Genomic DNA, 17,077 nt, shown 5'->3' on the forward strand with positions numbered 1-17,077 from the left:
CCAGCCATGGCCAACATCATCGAAACCGCCAAGGGCGCCGGCCTGTTCTCCACCCTGCTCACGGCGGTGGAGGTGGCCGGCCTCACCGCAGCCCTGGAGAGTCCCGGCCCGTTCACGGTGTTCGCGCCGGTGGATGAGGCCTTCGCCGCCCTGCCGCCCGGCACCGTGCAGACCCTGGTGGACAACCCGCCCCAGCTGGCCCGCATTCTCAAGTTCCACGTGCTCTCCGGTGCCTACAGCCGCAGCGACCTGGTGGATCAGCCCAGCTGGGAGAGCCTGGAGGGGGCTCCGATCCCGATCCGCTGCGCCGAGCCCTTCGAAGTGAAGAACGCCTCCGTCGTGGCCGCCGACATCGTCTGCGACAACGGCATCGTGCACGTGATCAACCGGGTGATGCTGCCGGGCTGAGCCAGGGGCTGCTGGCCAGCACAGGGGCCATCACAGCGGCTATCACAGCGGCTATCACAGAGGAGAGGCTCCGTGCAGAAGCCAGAGGCCGTGCAGTCCTTCCCAGGCCAGGTAGGCGCTGATCAGCAGGGCGAGCACGCCCACCACCCATTCGGCCCGGTGCACCAGCCAGCCTTCCACCTGCAGCAGCGGCTCGCGGATGCCGCCGCCGGTGGCGATCCAGGCCAGCGGCGGCAGCAGCAGCAGGGAGCTGGCCACAAGCACGAACACGCCGGTGAGCTCCAGGTCGCGGCTCACACCCGGCTGATTCACCAGCAGCAGGCCCGCTTCCTTGAGATAGAACACCAGATTTTCCGGGGTGAGCAGGGCGCTGGTGGCGCCGATCAGCACCAGCATCGGGGTGCGGAAATCGGGCAGCTGATTGAGCAGCTTCAACGCCATCCCCTCCTGGCCCAGTTCGGCGGCGGGGGTGAGCTGGAAGAGGCCGATTCCGAGAAGGGCCACGGCACCCACCAGATCGATCACCACCTGACCCTGCTCGCCGTGGTTGAGGGCCAGGGAAAAGCGATCGCCCACCAGCATCAGAGTGAGGATGGCCAGGCAGTTGGCCATCGCCCAGCCGCTCACATAGGCGAAGGCCCGGCGCAGTGGTGAGGGGCCCAGCAGCAGCAGCGCCACCACGGCGATGTGCAGCGGGCTGAAGGCGATCCCGAAGCCGAACAGCGACGACTGGCTGAACAGGGCCCCTGGGCTCAGGTGGGCAACGGGGGCGATCAGATCAGGAGAGAGCAAGGCGACGAGCGGGATGGGGATCAAGAGAGGGAACTGATCGTTGTCGACGTTAAGAAATTCTCACGGGGCTCAGAGGTAGAAGCCCACGGTGGTGACCACGCGGGTGCCACCTCTGCGCAGGGCCTGGCGCAGCATCACGGTGGACTGGTTGTGCAACAGGTTCTCCCAGCGGTGGCGTGTCACGAACACCGGCAGCACCACCGTGCAGAAGCGGTTGCGATCCTTGCGGTGCTCCGTTTCGAACTGGCGCACATAGGCGGTGACCGGATCCACCAGGGAGCGGTAGGGGGACGGCAGGATCACCAGAGGTACCTGGGGGAGCTGGCGAGACCATTGCTGGCGGAAGGGCTCGGCGCCGTTGTCGCCCAGATCCACGTGCACCGCCACCAGCTCATCGGCGATGGTGCGGGCATAGCGCAGGGCTTCAAAGCTGCCGCGGTGCAGCTGACCCACCAGAACCACCACAGGAGCGCCGCCATGCTCGGGGGCCGGCGGCAGAGTGAGGGCCGCCTCTGTGCCGAGACGTAAACGGCTGGCCACCTGACGGTAATGGGCCTTGATCACCAGGAACAGGCCCACCACCAGGGGCACCGCCACCACCACCAGCCAGGCTCCGTGGCTGAATTTGCTGTAGAGGAGCACACCGCAGACCACCGCCGTGACAAGGCAGCCCAGCCCGTTGATCAGGGCCTTGCCCCGCCAGCCCCTCCCGGCGCTCCGCCCCTTCCACCAGTGCATCACCATCCCCGCCTGGGAAAGGGTGAAGCTGGCGAACACCCCCACGGCGTAGAGCGGAATCAGGCGGCTGACACTTCCCTCGAAGATCAGCAGCAACATCGCCGCGAAGCTGCTCAACAGCACGATGCCGTTGGTGAACACCAGCCGGTCGCCGAGGGAGGCGAGCTGGCGGGGCATGAAGCCATCCTGGGCGAGGAAGGCGGCCAGCCGCGGAAAATCGGCATAGGCGGTGTTGGCGGCCAGCAGCAGGATCAGCAGGGTGGCGAGCTGCAGCACCAGGAGCAGCGGCCCATTGCCGAAGATGCGTTCGCCGAGTTGATAGAGCAGGGTCGGGCCGTTGTCCTGCACCACCAGGCCCAGCTGGCTGGCCAGGGCGCTGATGCCGCTGAACATCAGCGCCAGCACGATCACCATCACGGTGAGCACGCGCCGGGCATTGCGCCACTCCAACGGCTTGAACGCCATCACGCTGTCGCTGATCGCCTCGATGCCGGTGAGGGCCGCGCAGCCCGAGCTGAAGGCCCGCATCAGCAGCACCGGCCCGATCACCGTCAGCGCGGCGCCGTGCTGGTCGCCCAGCAGCCGGGTCTGCTCCGCCACGGGCAGGGGAAGCAGCGCTCCCTGGGACCACTGGATCAGGCCGGCTCCCACCAGGGTGAACACCGCCCCCATGAACAGAAAGGTGGGCAGGCTGAGCAGCCGGGCAGTGGAACGCACCCCGCGCAGATTGGCGAGCATCAGCAGGCCGACGGCCGCCAGGCAAAGCGGTTCGCGCAGTGCGTCGAGCTGGGGGAAATAGGAAGTGAGGGCGGCGATGCCCGCCGCCACACTCACCGCCACGGTGAGCACATAGTCGATCGAGAGGGAGGCGCCGGCGCAGAGCCCGGGGATCACTCCGAGGTTGTCGTGGGACACCCGGTAGGAACCGCCCCCATGGGGATATGCCCTGATCGTCTGCCGGTAGCTGATCGCCACCACCAGCATCAGGGCCACGATCAGCCCCGTGATCGGCAGGGTGTAGTGCAAGGCGGCGGCCCCCGCCATGCCCAGCACCAGCACGATCTCCTGGGTGGCATAGGCCACCGAGGAGAGGGCGTCGGAGCTGAGGATGGCGAGGGCTTCGGCATTGGTGAGCCGCTCCTCGGCGTGGGCGCTGGTGGGAAGCGGCGCTCCGATCAGCAGACGTCTGAGGGACTGGGGAAAGGATCCGCCTGGATCGTTGCTCAAGGCCTGCTCAGACGCCTGTGGCCAGCAAGCGTAGGCGGGATGCCCGGCAGGACGCTCAGATCGCCGAAGATCCGGATTCGGCGGTGCGGATCCGCACGACATCCTCCACCGGGATCACGAAGATCTTGCCATCGCCGATTTCGCCGGTGCGGGAGGGTCCGGTGATGGCTTCGATCACCGACGCCACTTTGTCGTCTTCGACAACCACCTCCACCTTCACTTTGGAGAGGAATTCCACTGTGAACTCGGTGCCGCGGTAAGTTTCAACCTGACCTTTCTGCCGACCAAAGCCACGCACGTCCGTGATGGTCATGCCGATGATGCCGGCATTCACCAGGGACGTCTTGACGTCGTCGATCTTGGATGGCCGGATGATCGCTTCGATTTTTTTCATTGAGAAAGTGAAGAGGAATTGGGTCGGGGAGCCAGGTGATCAGTGAGCGGCGATGGACCACGGACTGAGACAGGGCTGGTTGGGGCCATAGCCAGACGAAAGGTTGAACCCCATCTGGCCAATGGCAAGAAGCTAACAGAGCAAGGCTAGTTTGTCATCGGTTCATAAGCTTCTTCGCCGTGGAGCATGATGTCCATGCCAGTTTCTTCGTCGTCGGCATCGATTCTCAGCCCACAGGTTGCTTTGACAACCAGGAGAATCACCGCTGTGCCGATACCGACAAAGCCGTAGGTGAGAATGGTGGCCTTGAACTGGGCAAAGAACAAACCAACGTTTCCACTTTCTGCCAGGATCTTTGCAGACAATGGGAAATAGTCTGCGGGAACAAGAACTTTGGCGGCAAGAATGCCAGTGAGCAGGGCGCCGATTGTTCCGCCAACGCCATGCACCATGAAGGTGTCGAGGGAATCATCAAACTGGATCTTCGCCTTGATCTGGATGGCAATGAAACAGGCAACGGCCGTCAGGGCGCCGATCAGCAGGGAGTTTCCGATCGTCACAAAACCGGCCGCAGGGGTGATTCCCACCAGGCCAGCCACGGCGCCGGTGGCCGCTCCAACAGCCGTTGGCTTGCCGCCTTTGAACCATTCGATCAGGCACCAGGTGAGCATGGCAGCCGATGCCGATGCGGAGGTGGTGATGAAGCACAACCCAGCTCCCGCCGCGGCGAAGTAGCTGGCGCCATTGAATCCGAACCAGCCGAACCACAGCAAGCCCGCACCGAGAAGAATGAACGGAACGTTGTGGGGCGGACGCGTGGCATTGGGATAGGCGTTTCGTGGCCCCACGATGGCGGCGGCAACCAGGGCGGCCACTCCGGAGGCGATGTGCACCACCGTTCCGCCGGCGAAGTCGATGGCTCCGATCGTGCCGAGTGGGCCGATGAAGCCACCCCCCCAGACCATGTGAGCCATTGGGGAATAGATCAGAAGACTCCAGAGAAGGGTGAACCAGAACCAGGCCTTGAAGCTGATCCGCTCCACCAGGGCTCCACTGATCAGCGCCGGGGTGATGATCGCGAACATGCCCTGGAAGAGCGCAAAGCTCGTGGCGCTGATGGCAAAGCCATCGGCGAGCGGCGCATCACCCAAGGGGCCTCCGAGCCCATTCATCATAAAGAACTCGAGTCCGCCTATGAATGGACTCTTGAAGCCCACGCCGAACGAGAGGCTGTAGCCGATCACCACCCAGAGGACACCGATCAGCCCCATCATGAAAAAGCTCATCATCATCGTGTTGAGCACATTCTTGGCGCGGGTGAATCCCCCGTAGAAGAATGCCAGTCCCGGTGTCATCAGCAACACCAGGGCGGAGCCCATCAACATCAGCAGGGTGTCGGCGCCGTTGGTTGGAACCTTGGTCAGAGCCGCATGGGCCGACCCCGCCATCAGGGGCAGCATTCCGGCTCCTGCTGCCAGTAGAAACACCCCCAGACGCCGCAACTCAGGTTGCTGAACCCGCGCGAACAGCCTGATTCGGTGGCGATCGAAAGTGGCCAGGGCAGATTCGCCTCGGCCGGAAACCGAAATCTGAGTATTCATGGGGTTGAACCCAGAATGAACTCAAAGCTTCTGCCGCTCCAGGCTTCCTTCCCGTAGCAAGGGCCACCGAAGGGCAGAGAGTGCCATCGATTCGTGACAGGAGGATCCCAGCCCTCTTAGCGCTGGGACCGATCCCGTTCGAGCAGCCTCTCCAGAGTGAGCTTGAGCAGCAAGGACAGGATCGCCACCGCCCCAAGGATCAGGGCAGCGCCGTAGGCCAGTTCTGTGTGGTACTGCTTGTAGGCATCTTCCACGAAGAGAGGCAGGGTCTGGGTTTCGCCGGCGATGTTGCCGCTCACCACGGCCACCGCCCCGAATTCACCGAGTGCACGGGCCGTGGTGAGAATCAGCCCATAGAGGGCAGCCCAGCGCACCGTGGGAAGGGTCACCTTCCAGAAGATCTGCCAGTCGGTGGCACCGAGGGTCTTGGCCGCTTCCTCCTGCTCCCAGCCCTCCTCCTCCAGCAGCGGGATCACCTCCCGCGCCATGAAGGGCATCGACACGATGATCGTGGCCAGCACCATGGATGGCCAGGAGAACAGGATCTTCCAGCCGGTGCTGTTCACCAGCCCCTCCAGCAAGCCGTGGCTGGGGCTGAACAGCAGCACCAGCATCAGGCCCACCACCACCGGTGAGATCGAGAACGGCAGGTCGATGACACTCAGCAGCAGGGCCTTGCCGCGAAACTGGTGGCGGGCGATCGCCGTGGCGGCCGCCAGGCCGAAGACCGCGTTGGCGGGAACCGCCACCAGGGTGATCAACAGGGTGAGGCGAATCGCACTGCGCAGGTCTTCGTTCTGAAGATTCGCCAGAAAGGGGGCCAGCCCCTTGGCGAAGGCCTGCAGCACTACGTTGAGCGCCGGCAGGAAGATCACGATCCCGACGTAGACGCAGGCCAGCAGGGGAACAAGGGCGGGCAGCAGCCGGTTGGAGTGCGGAGGCCGGTGGGGGGGCTCCGGTGGCGCGATCGGATCGGAGGCCCTGATCCGTGGCACGGCAGTGGGGGTCATGGCAGGGGAAGACACGGGCGAAGGGAAGGGAGGGGGCAGGCGGTCGGTCAGATCCTGGGAACGTCTTCGGCATAGCGGAGACCCCACACCTGCAGGAGATTGATCACCAGCAGGCTCATGAGAGAGAACAGCAGCATCACCGTGCCGATCACCGTGGCGGCCTCGATGTCGTATTCCTCCAGCTTCTGGATGATCAGGGTGGGAGTGATCAGATCCCGGAACGGAACGTTGCTGGAGATCATCACCACTGAGCCGTATTCACCCACGGCCCGGCTGTAGCCCTGGGCCACGCCGGCCAGGATGGCGGGCATCAACTGGGGTAGCACCACCTTGAAGAAGGTTTGCCGGGCCCCTGCACCGAGGCACCAGGCGGCTTCCTCCTGCTCCCTTTCAAGGGCCCGCAGCACGGGCTCCACGGTGCGCACAACGAAGGGCAGCGAAATGAACACCATCGCCACCATCACCCCTGGCCATTGGAAGGCAACCTTCAGGCCGAACCAGGCGTAGAGGGGGGCGCCGATCCAGCCGTTGGTGCTGTACACGGCCGCAAGGGAAAGGCCTGCCACCGCGGTCGGTAACGCGAAGGGAAGATCGATCAGGGCATCCAACAGCCGCTGACCGGGGAAGCGGCTGCGAACGAGGGCCCAGGCGATCACCAGGCCGAACACCCCGTTCAGCGAAGCGGCCACCAGGGCCAGGCCGAAGCTCACCTGGTAGGTGGCCAGTGCTTCGGGGGTGGTGGCGAGTTCCCAGAATCGGCTCGGTCCAACGCCCGCAGCCCGCAGCAGCAAGCCGCCGAGGGGCAGGAACAGGACCAGGCCCAGGTAGAGCCAGGTCATCCGCCACGGCCAGGAGGGCAGCCCCAGGCGTGGCAGGGACCAGCGCCGGATCACCGATGAGGACATGCGCCGAAGGTTAGCTGCCCGCAGAAGGTAACAGCACTGACTCCTGTAATCAACGGTTCTCCGCTTGGAAATTGGTAAATACGGTTAACATCACCGAAAAGCCATCAGACCATGGGAATCCGCGTCAGCGAGGTGAGCAAGCGATTCGGCTCGTACAAGGCGATCGACGCCGTGAGCGTGGATGTGGAGAGTGGTTCCCTGGTGGCGCTGCTGGGTCCCTCGGGCTCCGGAAAAAGCACTCTGCTGCGCATGATCGCCGGCCTGGATCAGGCCGATTGCGGCCGCATCTGGATCAACGGCGAGGAGGCCACGGCCCGCTCTCCCCAGGACCGGGAGGTGGGCTTCGTCTTCCAGCACTTCGCCCTCTTCAAGCACCGCACCGTGCGCCAGAACATCGCCTTCGGCCTTGAGCTGCGCCGCTGGACACAGGAGTCGATTCGCCAGCGCGTCGATGAGCTCCTGCAACTGGTGCAACTGCAGGGCTTCGGCGATCGCTACCCCTCCCAGCTCTCCGGAGGTCAGCGGCAACGCGTGTCCCTGGCCAGGGCCCTGGCCGTGCAGCCCAAGGTGCTGCTGCTCGATGAGCCGTTCAGCGCCCTCGATGCCAAGGTGCGCAAGGAACTGCGGGCCTGGCTGCGCAACCTGCACGATGAGATGCACGTCACCACCGTGATCGTCACCCACGATCAGGAGGAGGCGATGGAGGTGGCTGACACCATCGTGGTGATGAATGAGGGCCGGATCGAGCAGATCGGCAGCCCCGCCGAGATCTACGACCATCCGGCCACGCCTTTTGTGATGCGCTTCGTGGGAGAGGTGAATGTGCTTCCTCACCATGCCTTGCCCAGGAACTCAGGCGAGCGCGTGGATCCGAAGGCTGCTCTGTTCGTTCGCCCCCACGACGTGGAGGTCCACACCGAGCCCCGGCCGGGCAGCCTGCCTGTGGAGTTGCGTCGGCTCACCCACCTGGGCCGGGATCTGCAGGCCGAGCTTGTGCTCGACAGCGGCGCAGTGGTGCTGGCCCAGCTGCCCCGCGACCAGCTCGAGCACCGCAACCTGCAGACAGGAGATCAACTCCACATCATCACCCGCCAGGGAAAAGTGTTCGAGGCGGATTACGTCATCTGAACGCAGCCGGGATCAGGTAGTCCTCCGGACTCACCTGTTGCAGCACACCTTCGGATTTGAAGCGGTTGAGCCTCTTGGTCACCGTGACCCGGGTGAGGCCGCAGAGTTCACCAAGTGCCTTGTGGGTGAGGTTCATTTCCTTGAAGGAGAAACGGTGGCCTCGGCTGCTGACCTGGCCGAAGCGGCGGCCGAGCCAGGTGAGCAGAGCCAGGAGCCGATCTTCGGAAGCACGGATCCGATTGATCTGGAAGATTTCCTCCAGTTGACGGATGTGCTGCCGCAGGACGTGCTCGCGTTCGGCGGTGCTGGGCTGATGGTGTTCCACCACCACGTTGGTGAGGCACTGGAATTCGAACGGGCGCAGCTCGGAAAGGCTGGAGGCCACAACATCACCGGGTCCCCAGAGGCCGAGGGTGAAGGTGTCCCCTTCGGGATTCCAGCTCACGGTGCGCACATAACCCTCCTGGAGCCGCCAGTGTCTGTTCTCCGGCAGCAGCTCGTGGGCTGTGAGCGCCAGTCGAGGCGGGGGCGAGCTCAATGCTGTGGGTAACGGCAGGGTGGGGTGCGGCATCGACCCGGCAGGACAGCTCTAAGGACATTAAGCCTATTGGAAAACCGGTGTTAATGACTGCAGGATTTTGATCGGGCCGCCGGGGCTCTGATTTCAGATGAAATACATCGATTCGGCCTTGAGCCTCAGCTCGCGCTCATCGAGCAGATCCTGGAGGCTGGTGCCGGCGAGCAGCTCGTGGGTGCGCCTTTCCAGTTGGGCGGCCAGGTTTTCCAGCACGCCGAACTCCGGGCTTTGGCGTCCGGCGGTTTCCCGTTGGGAGGGTTCGCCTTCCAGGCAGCCAACCACCTCGGAAACGGTGATTTCAGCAGGCGGGCGCAGCAGCTGGTAGCCACCACGTGGACCGCGGATGCTGCGCAGGATCGACGCTCGCCGCAGGCTGGTGAGCATCTGCTCCAGATAGCGGTCGGGAATGTTCTGCCTGGCGGCGATCTCGGCCACCTGCAGAACCCCGCCACTGGTGTGGACCGCCGCCAGTTCAATCAGCGCCACGAGGCCGTATTCGATTTTTGCGCTGAACGCCAAGGATCCGCCGCCGCCATCCGACCCCGCCGATTGTGGCAGCGGCCCCATGGAGGTGGTCGCCGCCACATCGGCCGGTCGGCTGTGCCCTTACATTGCACGCTGAACTGATCGGATTACCGTGGTTAACCAGTTGCTTCCTGTTCGTCGCCCTTCTGTGGCTGGTCTGGCGCTGGCCGCCGGGATCGGTCTTCCCCTCATCGTCGCCTTCATCCCGGGCCTGCCAGGGCGGGAGGCAGGGGCCCAGACCACTCCGAAACGCCAGGAAATTCTGGTGGTTTCCTACGCCGTCACCAAAGCCGCCTTCGACAGGGTGATTCCCCAGTTCAGGGCCGACTGGAAACGGCGTACCGGCCAGGAGGTGGTGATCAAAACCAGCTACGGCGGCTCCGGTTCCCAGACCCGGGCCGTGATTGATGGCCTGCAGGCCGATGTGGTGGCCCTCGCCCTGGCTGCCGACACCCTCAAGTTGCAGGAGGCGGGCCTGATCCGGCCAGGCTGGGAGAAGGAGAATCCCAACAATGCGGTGTTCACCAACTCCACGGTGGCCTTTTTCGTCCGCAAGGGCAATCCAAAGAAGATCAGGGGTTGGAATGATCTCGACAACAAGTCCGTGGAGGTCGTCACCGCCAATCCCAGGACCTCCGGCGGCGCCCGCTGGAACTTTCTCGGCCTCTGGGGTTCGGTGACCCAGACCGGCGGTAACCCGGCCAGGGCCCGCGCCTTCATCACCAACGTGTTCCGAAACGTGGAAACCCTTCCCAAGGACGCCCGGGAAGCCACCGATGTGTTCGTGAAGCGCAACCGGGGTGATGTGCTGCTGAACTACGAAAACGAGGCGATCCTGGCCCGGAAAACAGGGGCCTGGACGATCCCCACCATCGTGCCCAGCACCAACATCCTGATCGAGGGACCGGTGGCTGTCGTCGACAGGAATGTGGACCGGAAGGGGACCCGAAAAGTGGCCGAGGCCTTCGCCAGGTATCTCTACAGCGATGCGGCCCAGCGGGCCTTCGCCAACGAAGGCTTTCGGCCGGTGACCGCCAGGATCAAGGCCGAGACCCGCAGCCGTTTTGCGCCCTTGAACAAGGTGTTCACCGCCGGCAGCTTCGGCGGTTGGAACACGATCAACAGGACGTTCTTCGGAAATGGCGGGCTCTGGGACCAGATCTTCCGCACGAGCCGCTGAGTGGCGCCCGGGGGTATGGCCATGCAGACAACCGATACGATCCAGGCCGGGCTCCGAGCTGGGGTCCCTGCCCGGGTCGAGCGATTGAACAGATGTGCGAACTGCTCGCCCTGAGCGCCAACACCCCCACCGACATGACCTTCTCCTTCCGGGGGCTGGTGCGACGCGGAGGGGTCACTGGGGCGCATGGCGACGGCTGGGGACTGGCCAGCTTCGATCCGGCCGGGGAGCGGGCGTGACGATCTACCGGGAGCAGGCCCCCGCCGCCTTCTGCCCGCTGGCCGCGAAGGTGGCCAACCTGGATCTCAAGGCCCACTGCTCGATCGCCCACATCCGCAAGGCCACCCAGGGCAGCGTGGCGATCGAGAACTGTCATCCCTTTCATCGCCACTGGCAGGGCCTTGACTGGGTGTTCGCCCACAACGGCGACCTGCACCACGGTGGGATTCCCTCCTCCGAGCAGTTCGCTCCCCGCGGCAGCACCGACAGCGAGCTGGCGTTCTGCTGGATTCTCGATCGGCTCGCCACCGGCGACGTTGATCGCGATGATCTGTCGGCGCTGTTTGCGGCTCTGGTTGGCTGTGCCGACAACCTGGCGCAGCAGGGAATCTTCAACGGCCTGCTCAGCAATGGCCAGTGGCTCTTTGCCTACGGCGGCACCAGGCTTCACGTTCTGACCCGACGGGCCCCCTTCACCACAGCCTCCCTGGCCGACGACGATCTGAGTGTTGATTTCTCGGCGGTCACCACGCCGACTGATCTGGTGACGATCATCTGCACCGAACCCCTCACCACGGATGAACCCTGGCGCCCGCTGGCGCCCGGTGAGGCCTTGCTGCTGCGTCACGGTGAGATCGTGCTGCACCATCAGCCGGTGCTGCGCTCAGCGTCGACCTGATCCACATCACCACACCGGGGTTTGTGGGGTGTTCCACTGGCACCCAACCCTTCACGATCCAGGGCTCAAACGGCGCGAGGGCCATAGCTTCAGCACCGCCTGGGTGCGGTTGGCCACGCCGAGTTTCTGCATGATCTGGTGGCCGTGGACCCGCACCGTTCCCAGGCCGATCCCCAGTTCCAGGGCGATGTCCCGGTTGCTGAGTCCCCGGGCCATCGCTTCGAGCACCTCCCGTTCCCGGGGCGTCAGCAGCGCCAGCGGCTCCGCATCGGCCCGGTCGCTTCCGTTCGTTTCCCCCTGCTCCTTCTCCCCCGCTCCCCGCAGAGCCATGGTTGCTTCCGCGTCCCACCAGGAGGCACCCCGCAGCAGCGACTGGACCGCCAGTTGCAGGTCGCCCGCCGCCACCCCCTTGCGCACATAACCCTGGGCGCCGGCCCGCATCAGACGCAGACACCAGCTGGGATCGTCCTGGCTGGTGACCACCAGCACGGGGATGCGGGGATGGTCGGCGTGGATGCGGCGGCAGGTTTCCAGCCCCCCCAGCCCCGGCAGGCCCAGATCCAGCAGGATCACATCGAAGCTTCGGTGGCGCAGCAGCTCGAGTGCCTGCTCTCCATCAGCAACAGCGGTCACCGCCTCGATCAGCGCGAAGCCCAGCAGGGTGACCTCCAGACCCAGCCGAAACAGCTCGTCGTCTTCCACCACCAGAGCGTTCATCCGATCAGCCTGGCTCGGTGGCGGGATCTTGGTGACCCGCCGGCAGCAGCACTTCGATTTCTGCGCCACCAGCCGGCCGGTTGCGCAGAACGATCGTGCCGCCATGGGCGTTGACGATCTGGCGACAGAGGTAGAGCCCCAGACCGTTGCCCGGCCGTTCCTCCGACAGCCTGGTGAACCGCTGAAACAGGTTCGGAATCTCCTGCTCCGGCACCCCTGGGCCGCTGTCGGCGATCCGGAGGCAGTGTCCAGCGCCGCGGCTCTCCAGCACGAGCTGGATCTGGCCGCCCCGCAAGCTGTGGTGAATGGCATTGAGCAGGAGGTTTTCCACCAGCCGCCTCAGCTGGGCTGCGTCGCCATGCAGCCGGTGCGGTCGCCATTGGGCGTCCTGGCCGAAGCTGAGCCGCAGGGTGAGCTGCCGCTCCTCCGCCAGTGCCGAAAGCTCCCGGATCACCTCCTCCACCAGGCCGGTGAATTCAAGCCCCACCGGTTGGATGACAAGACCCTCCGCATCGTTGCGGTAGACCTCCAGCAGGGTCTGGATCTGGGCCAGGGCGCGGCTCTGGCCCCGTTCGATCGTTGCCAGAGCCCTGGCCACCAGGGGCCCATCGCTGCGCTGATGGGCCGTGGCGAGGCTGCGGGTGGTGGCGATCGTTCCGAGGATCGGTGTTTTCAGGTCATGGGCGAGGGTGGCCACGAAATCCCGGCGCAGGTCTTCCACCGCCAGCTGTCCCTCCAGCTCGAGCCGTTGCCGTTGCAGGGCCTGGATGCGCAGGCACTGATGGGCGGTGAGCACCAGGGCGCCGCAGACCAGCAGCCGGTTGGTGAGCACAGCCCCATCGAACAGCAGCGGTCCGGGGATCAGCAGATTGGCCAGGGTGAGGCTGCAGGCCACCGCCGTGGCAGCCCAGAGCTTGCGGGGTTGAGCGGTGGTGCCCAGCCGCAGCAGCGGGATCACATAGAGGTAGGCGAGCACCACCTCGGTGGGGGTGAGCACCTCCACCACCGCCACGGCGATGGTCATGATCAGCACGGTGCTGCCCGGCTCGGCCAGGGGGCCTATAGCTCGCGGTAGAGGGCCCCTCGCCCGATTCATACCCACCGGCAGATGCGGACGTCCTGGCGCCCGGCGGAAAGTGACTGAGTTCACCACAGCGGACCCTACCGCCCATGACCGACTGGTTTCAGGTCGTCGTCTTTGTGGCCCTCGTTCTCGCCACGGCACCCGTGCTGGGCAATCACCTCTTTCAGGTGTTCGATGGCCAGCCCCAGCCCCTGTTCGATCGCTGGCTGACGCCCTTGGAAAACGGTGTGCTGCGCCTGGTCGGGGAGCGCGGCCGCCCGGCCGAGCAGGCCTGGGACTACCTGAGGCCCCTGTTGCTCAGCAACCTGCTCTTCGGGCTTCTCGCGCTTGGCTTTCTTCTGCTCCAGCCCCCCTGGCTCAATCCCCAGGGGCTGCCGCCGATGCGCTGGGACACGGCCCTGCACACGGCGATCTCCTTTCTCACCAACACCGACCAGCAGCACTACACGCCGGAGCAGAGCCTCAGTGACCTGAGCCAGCTCGGGGCGTTGCAGTTCCTGTTCTTCACCTCGGCGGCCACGGGCCTGGCGGTGGGCTTCGCCTTCATCCGCGGCCTCTGCGGCCGCCCCCTGGGTAACTTCAACTCCGATCTGCTCCGCGCCATCACCCGGGTGCTGATCCCGCTCAGCTTCCTGTTCGCCCTGGTGCTGCTGGTCAACGGTGCGCCGATGACGCTCGCGGGTCCGGTGACGCTCAAGACCCTGGAGGGTGCCGATCAGATCCTGGTGCGCGGCCCGGTGGCCGGCTACGAGGCGATCAAGCAGATCGGCGAGAACGGTGGTGGCTTCTTCGGTGCCAACTCCGCCCACCCCTTCGAGAACCCCAACCCGTTCACCAACCTGCTGGCGATGGTGGCGATGTTCGCCGTCCCTGCCGCCACGATCGACGCCTTCGGGCGCTTCCTGGGCAATCGCCGTCAGGCCACGTTGCTGCTGGTGCTCGTGACGGTGCTCTTTCTGGCGCTGGCGGCGGTGGCGATCAAAGCCGAGCAGGGGGGCAATCCCCTGCTGGCCGCCTGGCTCAGCGGGCCCAACCTCGAGGGCAAGGAGGTGCGATTCGGCGCCGGCATCACCGCCCTGTTCGCCACGATCACCACCGGCTCGATGACCGGCGCGGTCAACGGCGCCATGGATTCACTGCTGCCTCTGGGGGGGCTGGTGCCGCTGTTCAACCTGTTTCTGCAGGTGATCTTCGGCGGCCAGGGCACCGGTGTGGCCTACCTGCTGGTGTTCCTGATCCTCACGGTGTTTCTCACCGGCCTGATGGTGGGGCGCACCCCCGAGCTGTTCGGCCGCAAGGTGGAGAAGGGGGAGATCGTCTGGAGCAGCCTGATCCTGCTGATCCATCCGCTGTTCGTGCTGGTGCCGGCGGCGATCACCCTCGCCTACGCCCCCAGCCTCTCCGGGATCAGCAACCCTGGGTCCCACGGCATCAGCCAGGTGGTCTACGAGTACGCCTCGGCGTCGGCCAACAACGGCAGCGGCTTCGAGGGTCTGGGTGATGGAACGCTCTGGTGGAACCTCAGCACGATCGTCAGCCTGCTGGGGGGTCGCTACCTGCCGATCGCGGCCCTGCTGCTGCTGGCGGCTGGTTTCGCCCGCAAGACCAAGGTGCCACCCGGCCCCGGCACCCTCGCCACCGACACGGCTCTGTTCACCATGGTGACCGGGGTGGTGATCCTGATCCTGGGCGCGCTCACGTTTTTCCCGGTGCTGGCCCTCGGGCCGATCGCCGAAGCCTTTTCGTTGATTGGAGCCCCATGACAACTCTGCAACCGCCGATCTTTCCCCGCATGCCGCGGGGTCGCCGCGACCAGCGGCGCTACACCGAGCGTCCCAGCAGCGACGGCCTGCTGGGACGGGCCGTGGTGCAGTCGTTCGTGAAGCTCGACCCGCGCCTCACCGCGCGCAATCCGGTGATGTTCGTGGTCTGGTGCGGCACGCTCGTGACCCTGGCCGCCACGCTGGAGCCGCGCCTGTTCGAGCTCAGCCCCGAGGCGCCGGGCCGGGGCTTCAATGCCCTGCTCAGCCTGATCCTGCTGGCCACCCTGCTGTTCGCCAACTTCGCCGAAGCGTTGGCGGAAGGCCGCGGCAAGGCCCAGGCCGATGCCCTGCGCCGCACCCAGGCCAGCACCCAGGCCAGGCGGCTGCTGCCCGATGGCAGCGAAGCGCTGGTGGATTCCAGTGCCCTGCGCCGGGGCGATCAGGTGTGCGTCAGCCAGGGGGAAATGATCCCCGCTGACGGGGAGGTGGTCGATGGGGTGGCGGCGGTGGATGAATCGGCGATCACCGGCGAATCGGCCCCTGTGCTCAAGGAAGCGGGCTCCGATGTGGCCAGTTCCGTCACGGGCGGCACGCGGGTGGTGTCCGACATGCTTCTGATCCGCATCACCGCCGACCCGGGCAAGGGCTTCATCGATCGGATGATCGCCTTGGTGGAGGGGGCCGAGCGCAGCAAGACCCCCAACGAGATCGCCCTGACGGTGCTGCTGGCGGTGCTCACCCAGGTGTTCCTGATCGCCGTGGCCACCGTCCCGCCGGTGGCCGCCTACATCGACAGCCCCACGCCGGTGGTGGTGCTGGTGGCCCTGCTGGTGGCGCTGATTCCCACCACGATCGGCGGCCTGCTCAGTGCCATCGGCATCGCCGGCATGGACCGGGTGGCCCAGTTCAACGTGATCGCCACCTCCGGGCGCGCCGTGGAGGCCTGCGGCGACATCACCACCCTGGTGCTCGACAAGACCGGCACGATCACGCTCGGCAACCGCCTGGCCGAGGAGTTCCTGCCGGTGGGTGGCCACAGTGAGCGGGAGCTGGCCACCACCGCCCATGCCGCCAGCTGGTTCGACAACACGCCTGAGGGCAAGTCGATCGTGCGCCTGGCCGAGAAGCTCGATGCCCTCACAGCCCTGCCGATGGACACGGCCACGGGGCTGGAGTTCTCAGCGCGCACGCGCATGAGCGGCACCGATCTGGCCGATGGCAACGAACTCCGCAAGGGGGCCGTCGAGGCGATCAAGGGGTTCGTGCGCTCCCGGGGCGGCACGGTGCCCGCCGACCTCGATGCGGCTTACGAGCGGGTGTCACGGCTGGGGGGCACGCCCCTGGCGGTGTGCTTGAACGCCGAGATCCATGGGGTGATCTACCTCAAGGACATCATCAAGCCCGGCATGCGCGAACGCTTCGACCAGCTACGACGCATGGGCATCCGCAGCGTGATGCTCACCGGTGACAACGCCATCACCGCCGGGGTGATCGCCCGTGAGGCCGGCGTCGACGACTTCATCGCCGAGGCCACCCCGGAAGACAAGATCGCCGTGATCCAGGCGGAGCAACGGCTCGGGCGGCTGGTGGCGATGACCGGCGATGGCACCAACGACGCCCCCGCCCTGGCCCAGGCGAACGTGGGGGTGGCGATGAACTCCGGCACCCAGGCCGCCAAGGAGGCGGCCAACATGGTGGATCTCGATTCCGATCCCACCAAGCTGATCGACATCGTGACGATCGGCAAGCAGCTGCTGATCACCCGCGGGGCGCTCACCACCTTCTCGATCGCCAACGACGTGGCCAAGTACTTCGCGATCCTGCCGGCCCTGTTCGGCAAGGCGGGCCTGGCGCCGCTGAACCTGATGGACCTGGCCAGCCCCCAGTCGGCGATCCTCTCGGCGATGGTGTTCAACGCCCTGATCATTCCCGCCCTGGTGCCCCTGGCCCTCAAGGGGGTGGCCTTCCGGCCGTCCACGGCCGATCAGCTGCTGCGGCGCAACCTGCTCGTCTACGGGCTGGGGGGTCTGGTGGTGCCGTTCATCGGCATCAAGCTGATTGATCTGGCCGTCTCCGCCCTGCGACTGGTCTGAGCTGCCGCGCGCATTCAGGCCGCTCCGCTCAGGCCGA

At 65.6% G+C, this 17,077-nt stretch carries 17 protein-coding genes; 7 read left to right on the top strand and 10 right to left on the bottom strand.

The features are described 5' to 3' along the window. Positions 1 to 6 precede the first annotated feature (6 nt). Entirely contained in the window at positions 7 to 408 is a 402-nt protein-coding gene (locus ACXMDY_RS01445; protein ID WP_259702506.1) for a fasciclin domain-containing protein, read from the top strand. A 54-nt stretch (positions 409 to 462) separates the two neighbouring features. On the opposite strand, the gene ACXMDY_RS01450 is transcribed toward ACXMDY_RS01445, so the two are convergent. The 6 genes from ACXMDY_RS01450 to cysT all read right to left on the bottom strand — a co-directional run bounded on the left by ACXMDY_RS01450 (position 463) and on the right by cysT (position 7,075). Next, on the bottom strand, positions 463 to 1,200 hold the full coding sequence (locus ACXMDY_RS01450; protein ID WP_259702505.1) for a GAP family protein: 738 nt from the start codon (positions 1,198 to 1,200) through the stop codon (positions 463 to 465). 69 nt (positions 1,201 to 1,269) lie between these two features. Further along, positions 1,270 to 3,165, bottom strand: a complete 1,896-nt coding sequence (locus tag ACXMDY_RS01455) for an APC family permease (protein ID WP_259702504.1) — start codon at positions 3,163 to 3,165, stop codon at positions 1,270 to 1,272. A gap of 55 nt (positions 3,166 to 3,220) precedes the next feature. Then, positions 3,221 to 3,559, bottom strand: coding sequence for a P-II family nitrogen regulator (locus ACXMDY_RS01460; protein WP_259702503.1), 339 nt, complete (start codon positions 3,557 to 3,559; stop codon positions 3,221 to 3,223). A 146-nt stretch (positions 3,560 to 3,705) separates the two neighbouring features. Further along, entirely contained in the window at positions 3,706 to 5,160 is a 1,455-nt protein-coding gene (locus ACXMDY_RS01465) for an ammonium transporter (protein WP_259702502.1), read from the bottom strand. Between the two features lie 116 nt (positions 5,161 to 5,276). Then, positions 5,277 to 6,170 carry a sulfate ABC transporter permease gene (locus ACXMDY_RS01470; RefSeq protein WP_259702501.1) on the bottom strand — a complete coding sequence of 298 codons (894 nt, stop codon included), beginning with the start codon at positions 6,168 to 6,170 and terminating at the stop codon, positions 5,277 to 5,279. A gap of 47 nt (positions 6,171 to 6,217) precedes the next feature. After that, positions 6,218 to 7,075, bottom strand: coding sequence for a sulfate ABC transporter permease subunit CysT (gene cysT, locus ACXMDY_RS01475; RefSeq protein WP_457767270.1), 858 nt, complete (start codon positions 7,073 to 7,075; stop codon positions 6,218 to 6,220). Positions 7,076 to 7,186: 111 nt separating this feature from the next. Here cysT and ACXMDY_RS01480 point away from each other — a divergent pair, with 111 nt between their 5' ends. Next, entirely contained in the window at positions 7,187 to 8,203 is a 1,017-nt protein-coding gene (locus ACXMDY_RS01480) for a sulfate/molybdate ABC transporter ATP-binding protein (RefSeq protein WP_259702500.1), read from the top strand. On the opposite strand, the gene ACXMDY_RS01485 is transcribed toward ACXMDY_RS01480, so the two are convergent. Both ACXMDY_RS01485 and ACXMDY_RS01490 read right to left on the bottom strand, forming a co-directional pair. Beyond that, positions 8,196 to 8,741, bottom strand: a complete 546-nt coding sequence (locus ACXMDY_RS01485; protein ID WP_457767271.1) for a Crp/Fnr family transcriptional regulator — start codon at positions 8,739 to 8,741, stop codon at positions 8,196 to 8,198. The genes ACXMDY_RS01480 and ACXMDY_RS01485 overlap by 8 nt on opposite strands. Positions 8,742 to 8,867: 126 nt before the next feature. Continuing rightward, on the bottom strand, positions 8,868 to 9,299 hold the full coding sequence (locus ACXMDY_RS01490; protein WP_259702498.1) for an RrF2 family transcriptional regulator: 432 nt from the start codon (positions 9,297 to 9,299) through the stop codon (positions 8,868 to 8,870). 118 nt (positions 9,300 to 9,417) lie between these two features. Between ACXMDY_RS01490 and ACXMDY_RS01495 the strand changes: the two genes are divergently transcribed. The 3 genes from ACXMDY_RS01495 (at position 9,418) to ACXMDY_RS01505 (ending at position 11,383) form a co-directional block, all read left to right on the top strand. After that, on the top strand, positions 9,418 to 10,485 hold the full coding sequence (locus ACXMDY_RS01495; protein ID WP_457767272.1) for a sulfate ABC transporter substrate-binding protein: 1,068 nt from the start codon (positions 9,418 to 9,420) through the stop codon (positions 10,483 to 10,485). A gap of 92 nt (positions 10,486 to 10,577) precedes the next feature. Continuing rightward, the gene (locus tag ACXMDY_RS01500; protein ID WP_259702496.1) at positions 10,578 to 10,724 is read left to right on the top strand and encodes a class II glutamine amidotransferase; all 147 of its coding nucleotides are present in this window, start codon (positions 10,578 to 10,580) and stop codon (positions 10,722 to 10,724) included. Next, positions 10,721 to 11,383, top strand: a complete 663-nt coding sequence (locus tag ACXMDY_RS01505) for a class II glutamine amidotransferase (protein WP_259702495.1) — start codon at positions 10,721 to 10,723, stop codon at positions 11,381 to 11,383. The genes ACXMDY_RS01500 and ACXMDY_RS01505 overlap by 4 nt, the downstream gene beginning before the upstream one ends. A gap of 51 nt (positions 11,384 to 11,434) precedes the next feature. Here ACXMDY_RS01505 and ACXMDY_RS01510 read toward each other — a convergent pair whose 3' ends face one another. Continuing rightward, positions 11,435 to 12,100: a response regulator gene (locus ACXMDY_RS01510; RefSeq protein WP_259702494.1), complete on the bottom strand. Its 666-nt coding sequence runs from the start codon at positions 12,098 to 12,100 to the stop codon at positions 11,435 to 11,437. A gap of 4 nt (positions 12,101 to 12,104) precedes the next feature. Continuing rightward, complete coding sequence (locus ACXMDY_RS01515; RefSeq protein ID WP_259702493.1) at positions 12,105 to 13,124, bottom strand: sensor histidine kinase; 1,020 nt, start codon at positions 13,122 to 13,124, stop codon at positions 12,105 to 12,107. 146 nt (positions 13,125 to 13,270) lie between these two features. Between ACXMDY_RS01515 and kdpA the strand changes: the two genes are divergently transcribed. Continuing rightward, positions 13,271 to 14,947 carry a potassium-transporting ATPase subunit KdpA gene (kdpA, locus tag ACXMDY_RS01520; protein ID WP_259702492.1) on the top strand — a complete coding sequence of 559 codons (1,677 nt, stop codon included), beginning with the start codon at positions 13,271 to 13,273 and terminating at the stop codon, positions 14,945 to 14,947. After that, positions 14,944 to 17,040, top strand: coding sequence for a potassium-transporting ATPase subunit KdpB (gene kdpB, locus ACXMDY_RS01525; RefSeq protein WP_259702491.1), 2,097 nt, complete (start codon positions 14,944 to 14,946; stop codon positions 17,038 to 17,040). The genes kdpA and kdpB overlap by 4 nt, the downstream gene beginning before the upstream one ends. The last annotated feature ends 37 nt before the right edge of the window (positions 17,041 to 17,077 follow it).

Source organism: Cyanobium sp. ULC082 (assembly GCF_977927535.1).

Coding starts and splice junctions, on each gene's coding strand:
- kdpA (WP_259702492.1), top strand. CDS start 13,271: ATGACCGACTGGTTTCAGGTCGTCGTCTTTGTGGCCCTCGTTCTCGCC.
- ACXMDY_RS01510 (WP_259702494.1), bottom strand. CDS start 12,100: ATGAACGCTCTGGTGGTGGAAGACGACGAGCTGTTTCGGCTGGGTCTG.
- kdpB (WP_259702491.1), top strand. CDS start 14,944: ATGACAACTCTGCAACCGCCGATCTTTCCCCGCATGCCGCGGGGTCGC.
- cysT (WP_457767270.1), bottom strand. CDS start 7,075: ATGTCCTCATCGGTGATCCGGCGCTGGTCCCTGCCACGCCTGGGGCTG.
- ACXMDY_RS01515 (WP_259702493.1), bottom strand. CDS start 13,124: ATGACCATCGCCGTGGCGGTGGTGGAGGTGCTCACCCCCACCGAGGTG.
- ACXMDY_RS01445 (WP_259702506.1), top strand. CDS start 7: ATGGCCAACATCATCGAAACCGCCAAGGGCGCCGGCCTGTTCTCCACC.
- ACXMDY_RS01500 (WP_259702496.1), top strand. CDS start 10,578: ATGTGCGAACTGCTCGCCCTGAGCGCCAACACCCCCACCGACATGACC.
- ACXMDY_RS01460 (WP_259702503.1), bottom strand. CDS start 3,559: ATGAAAAAAATCGAAGCGATCATCCGGCCATCCAAGATCGACGACGTC.
- ACXMDY_RS01480 (WP_259702500.1), top strand. CDS start 7,187: ATGGGAATCCGCGTCAGCGAGGTGAGCAAGCGATTCGGCTCGTACAAG.
- ACXMDY_RS01465 (WP_259702502.1), bottom strand. CDS start 5,160: ATGAATACTCAGATTTCGGTTTCCGGCCGAGGCGAATCTGCCCTGGCC.
- ACXMDY_RS01470 (WP_259702501.1), bottom strand. CDS start 6,170: ATGACCCCCACTGCCGTGCCACGGATCAGGGCCTCCGATCCGATCGCG.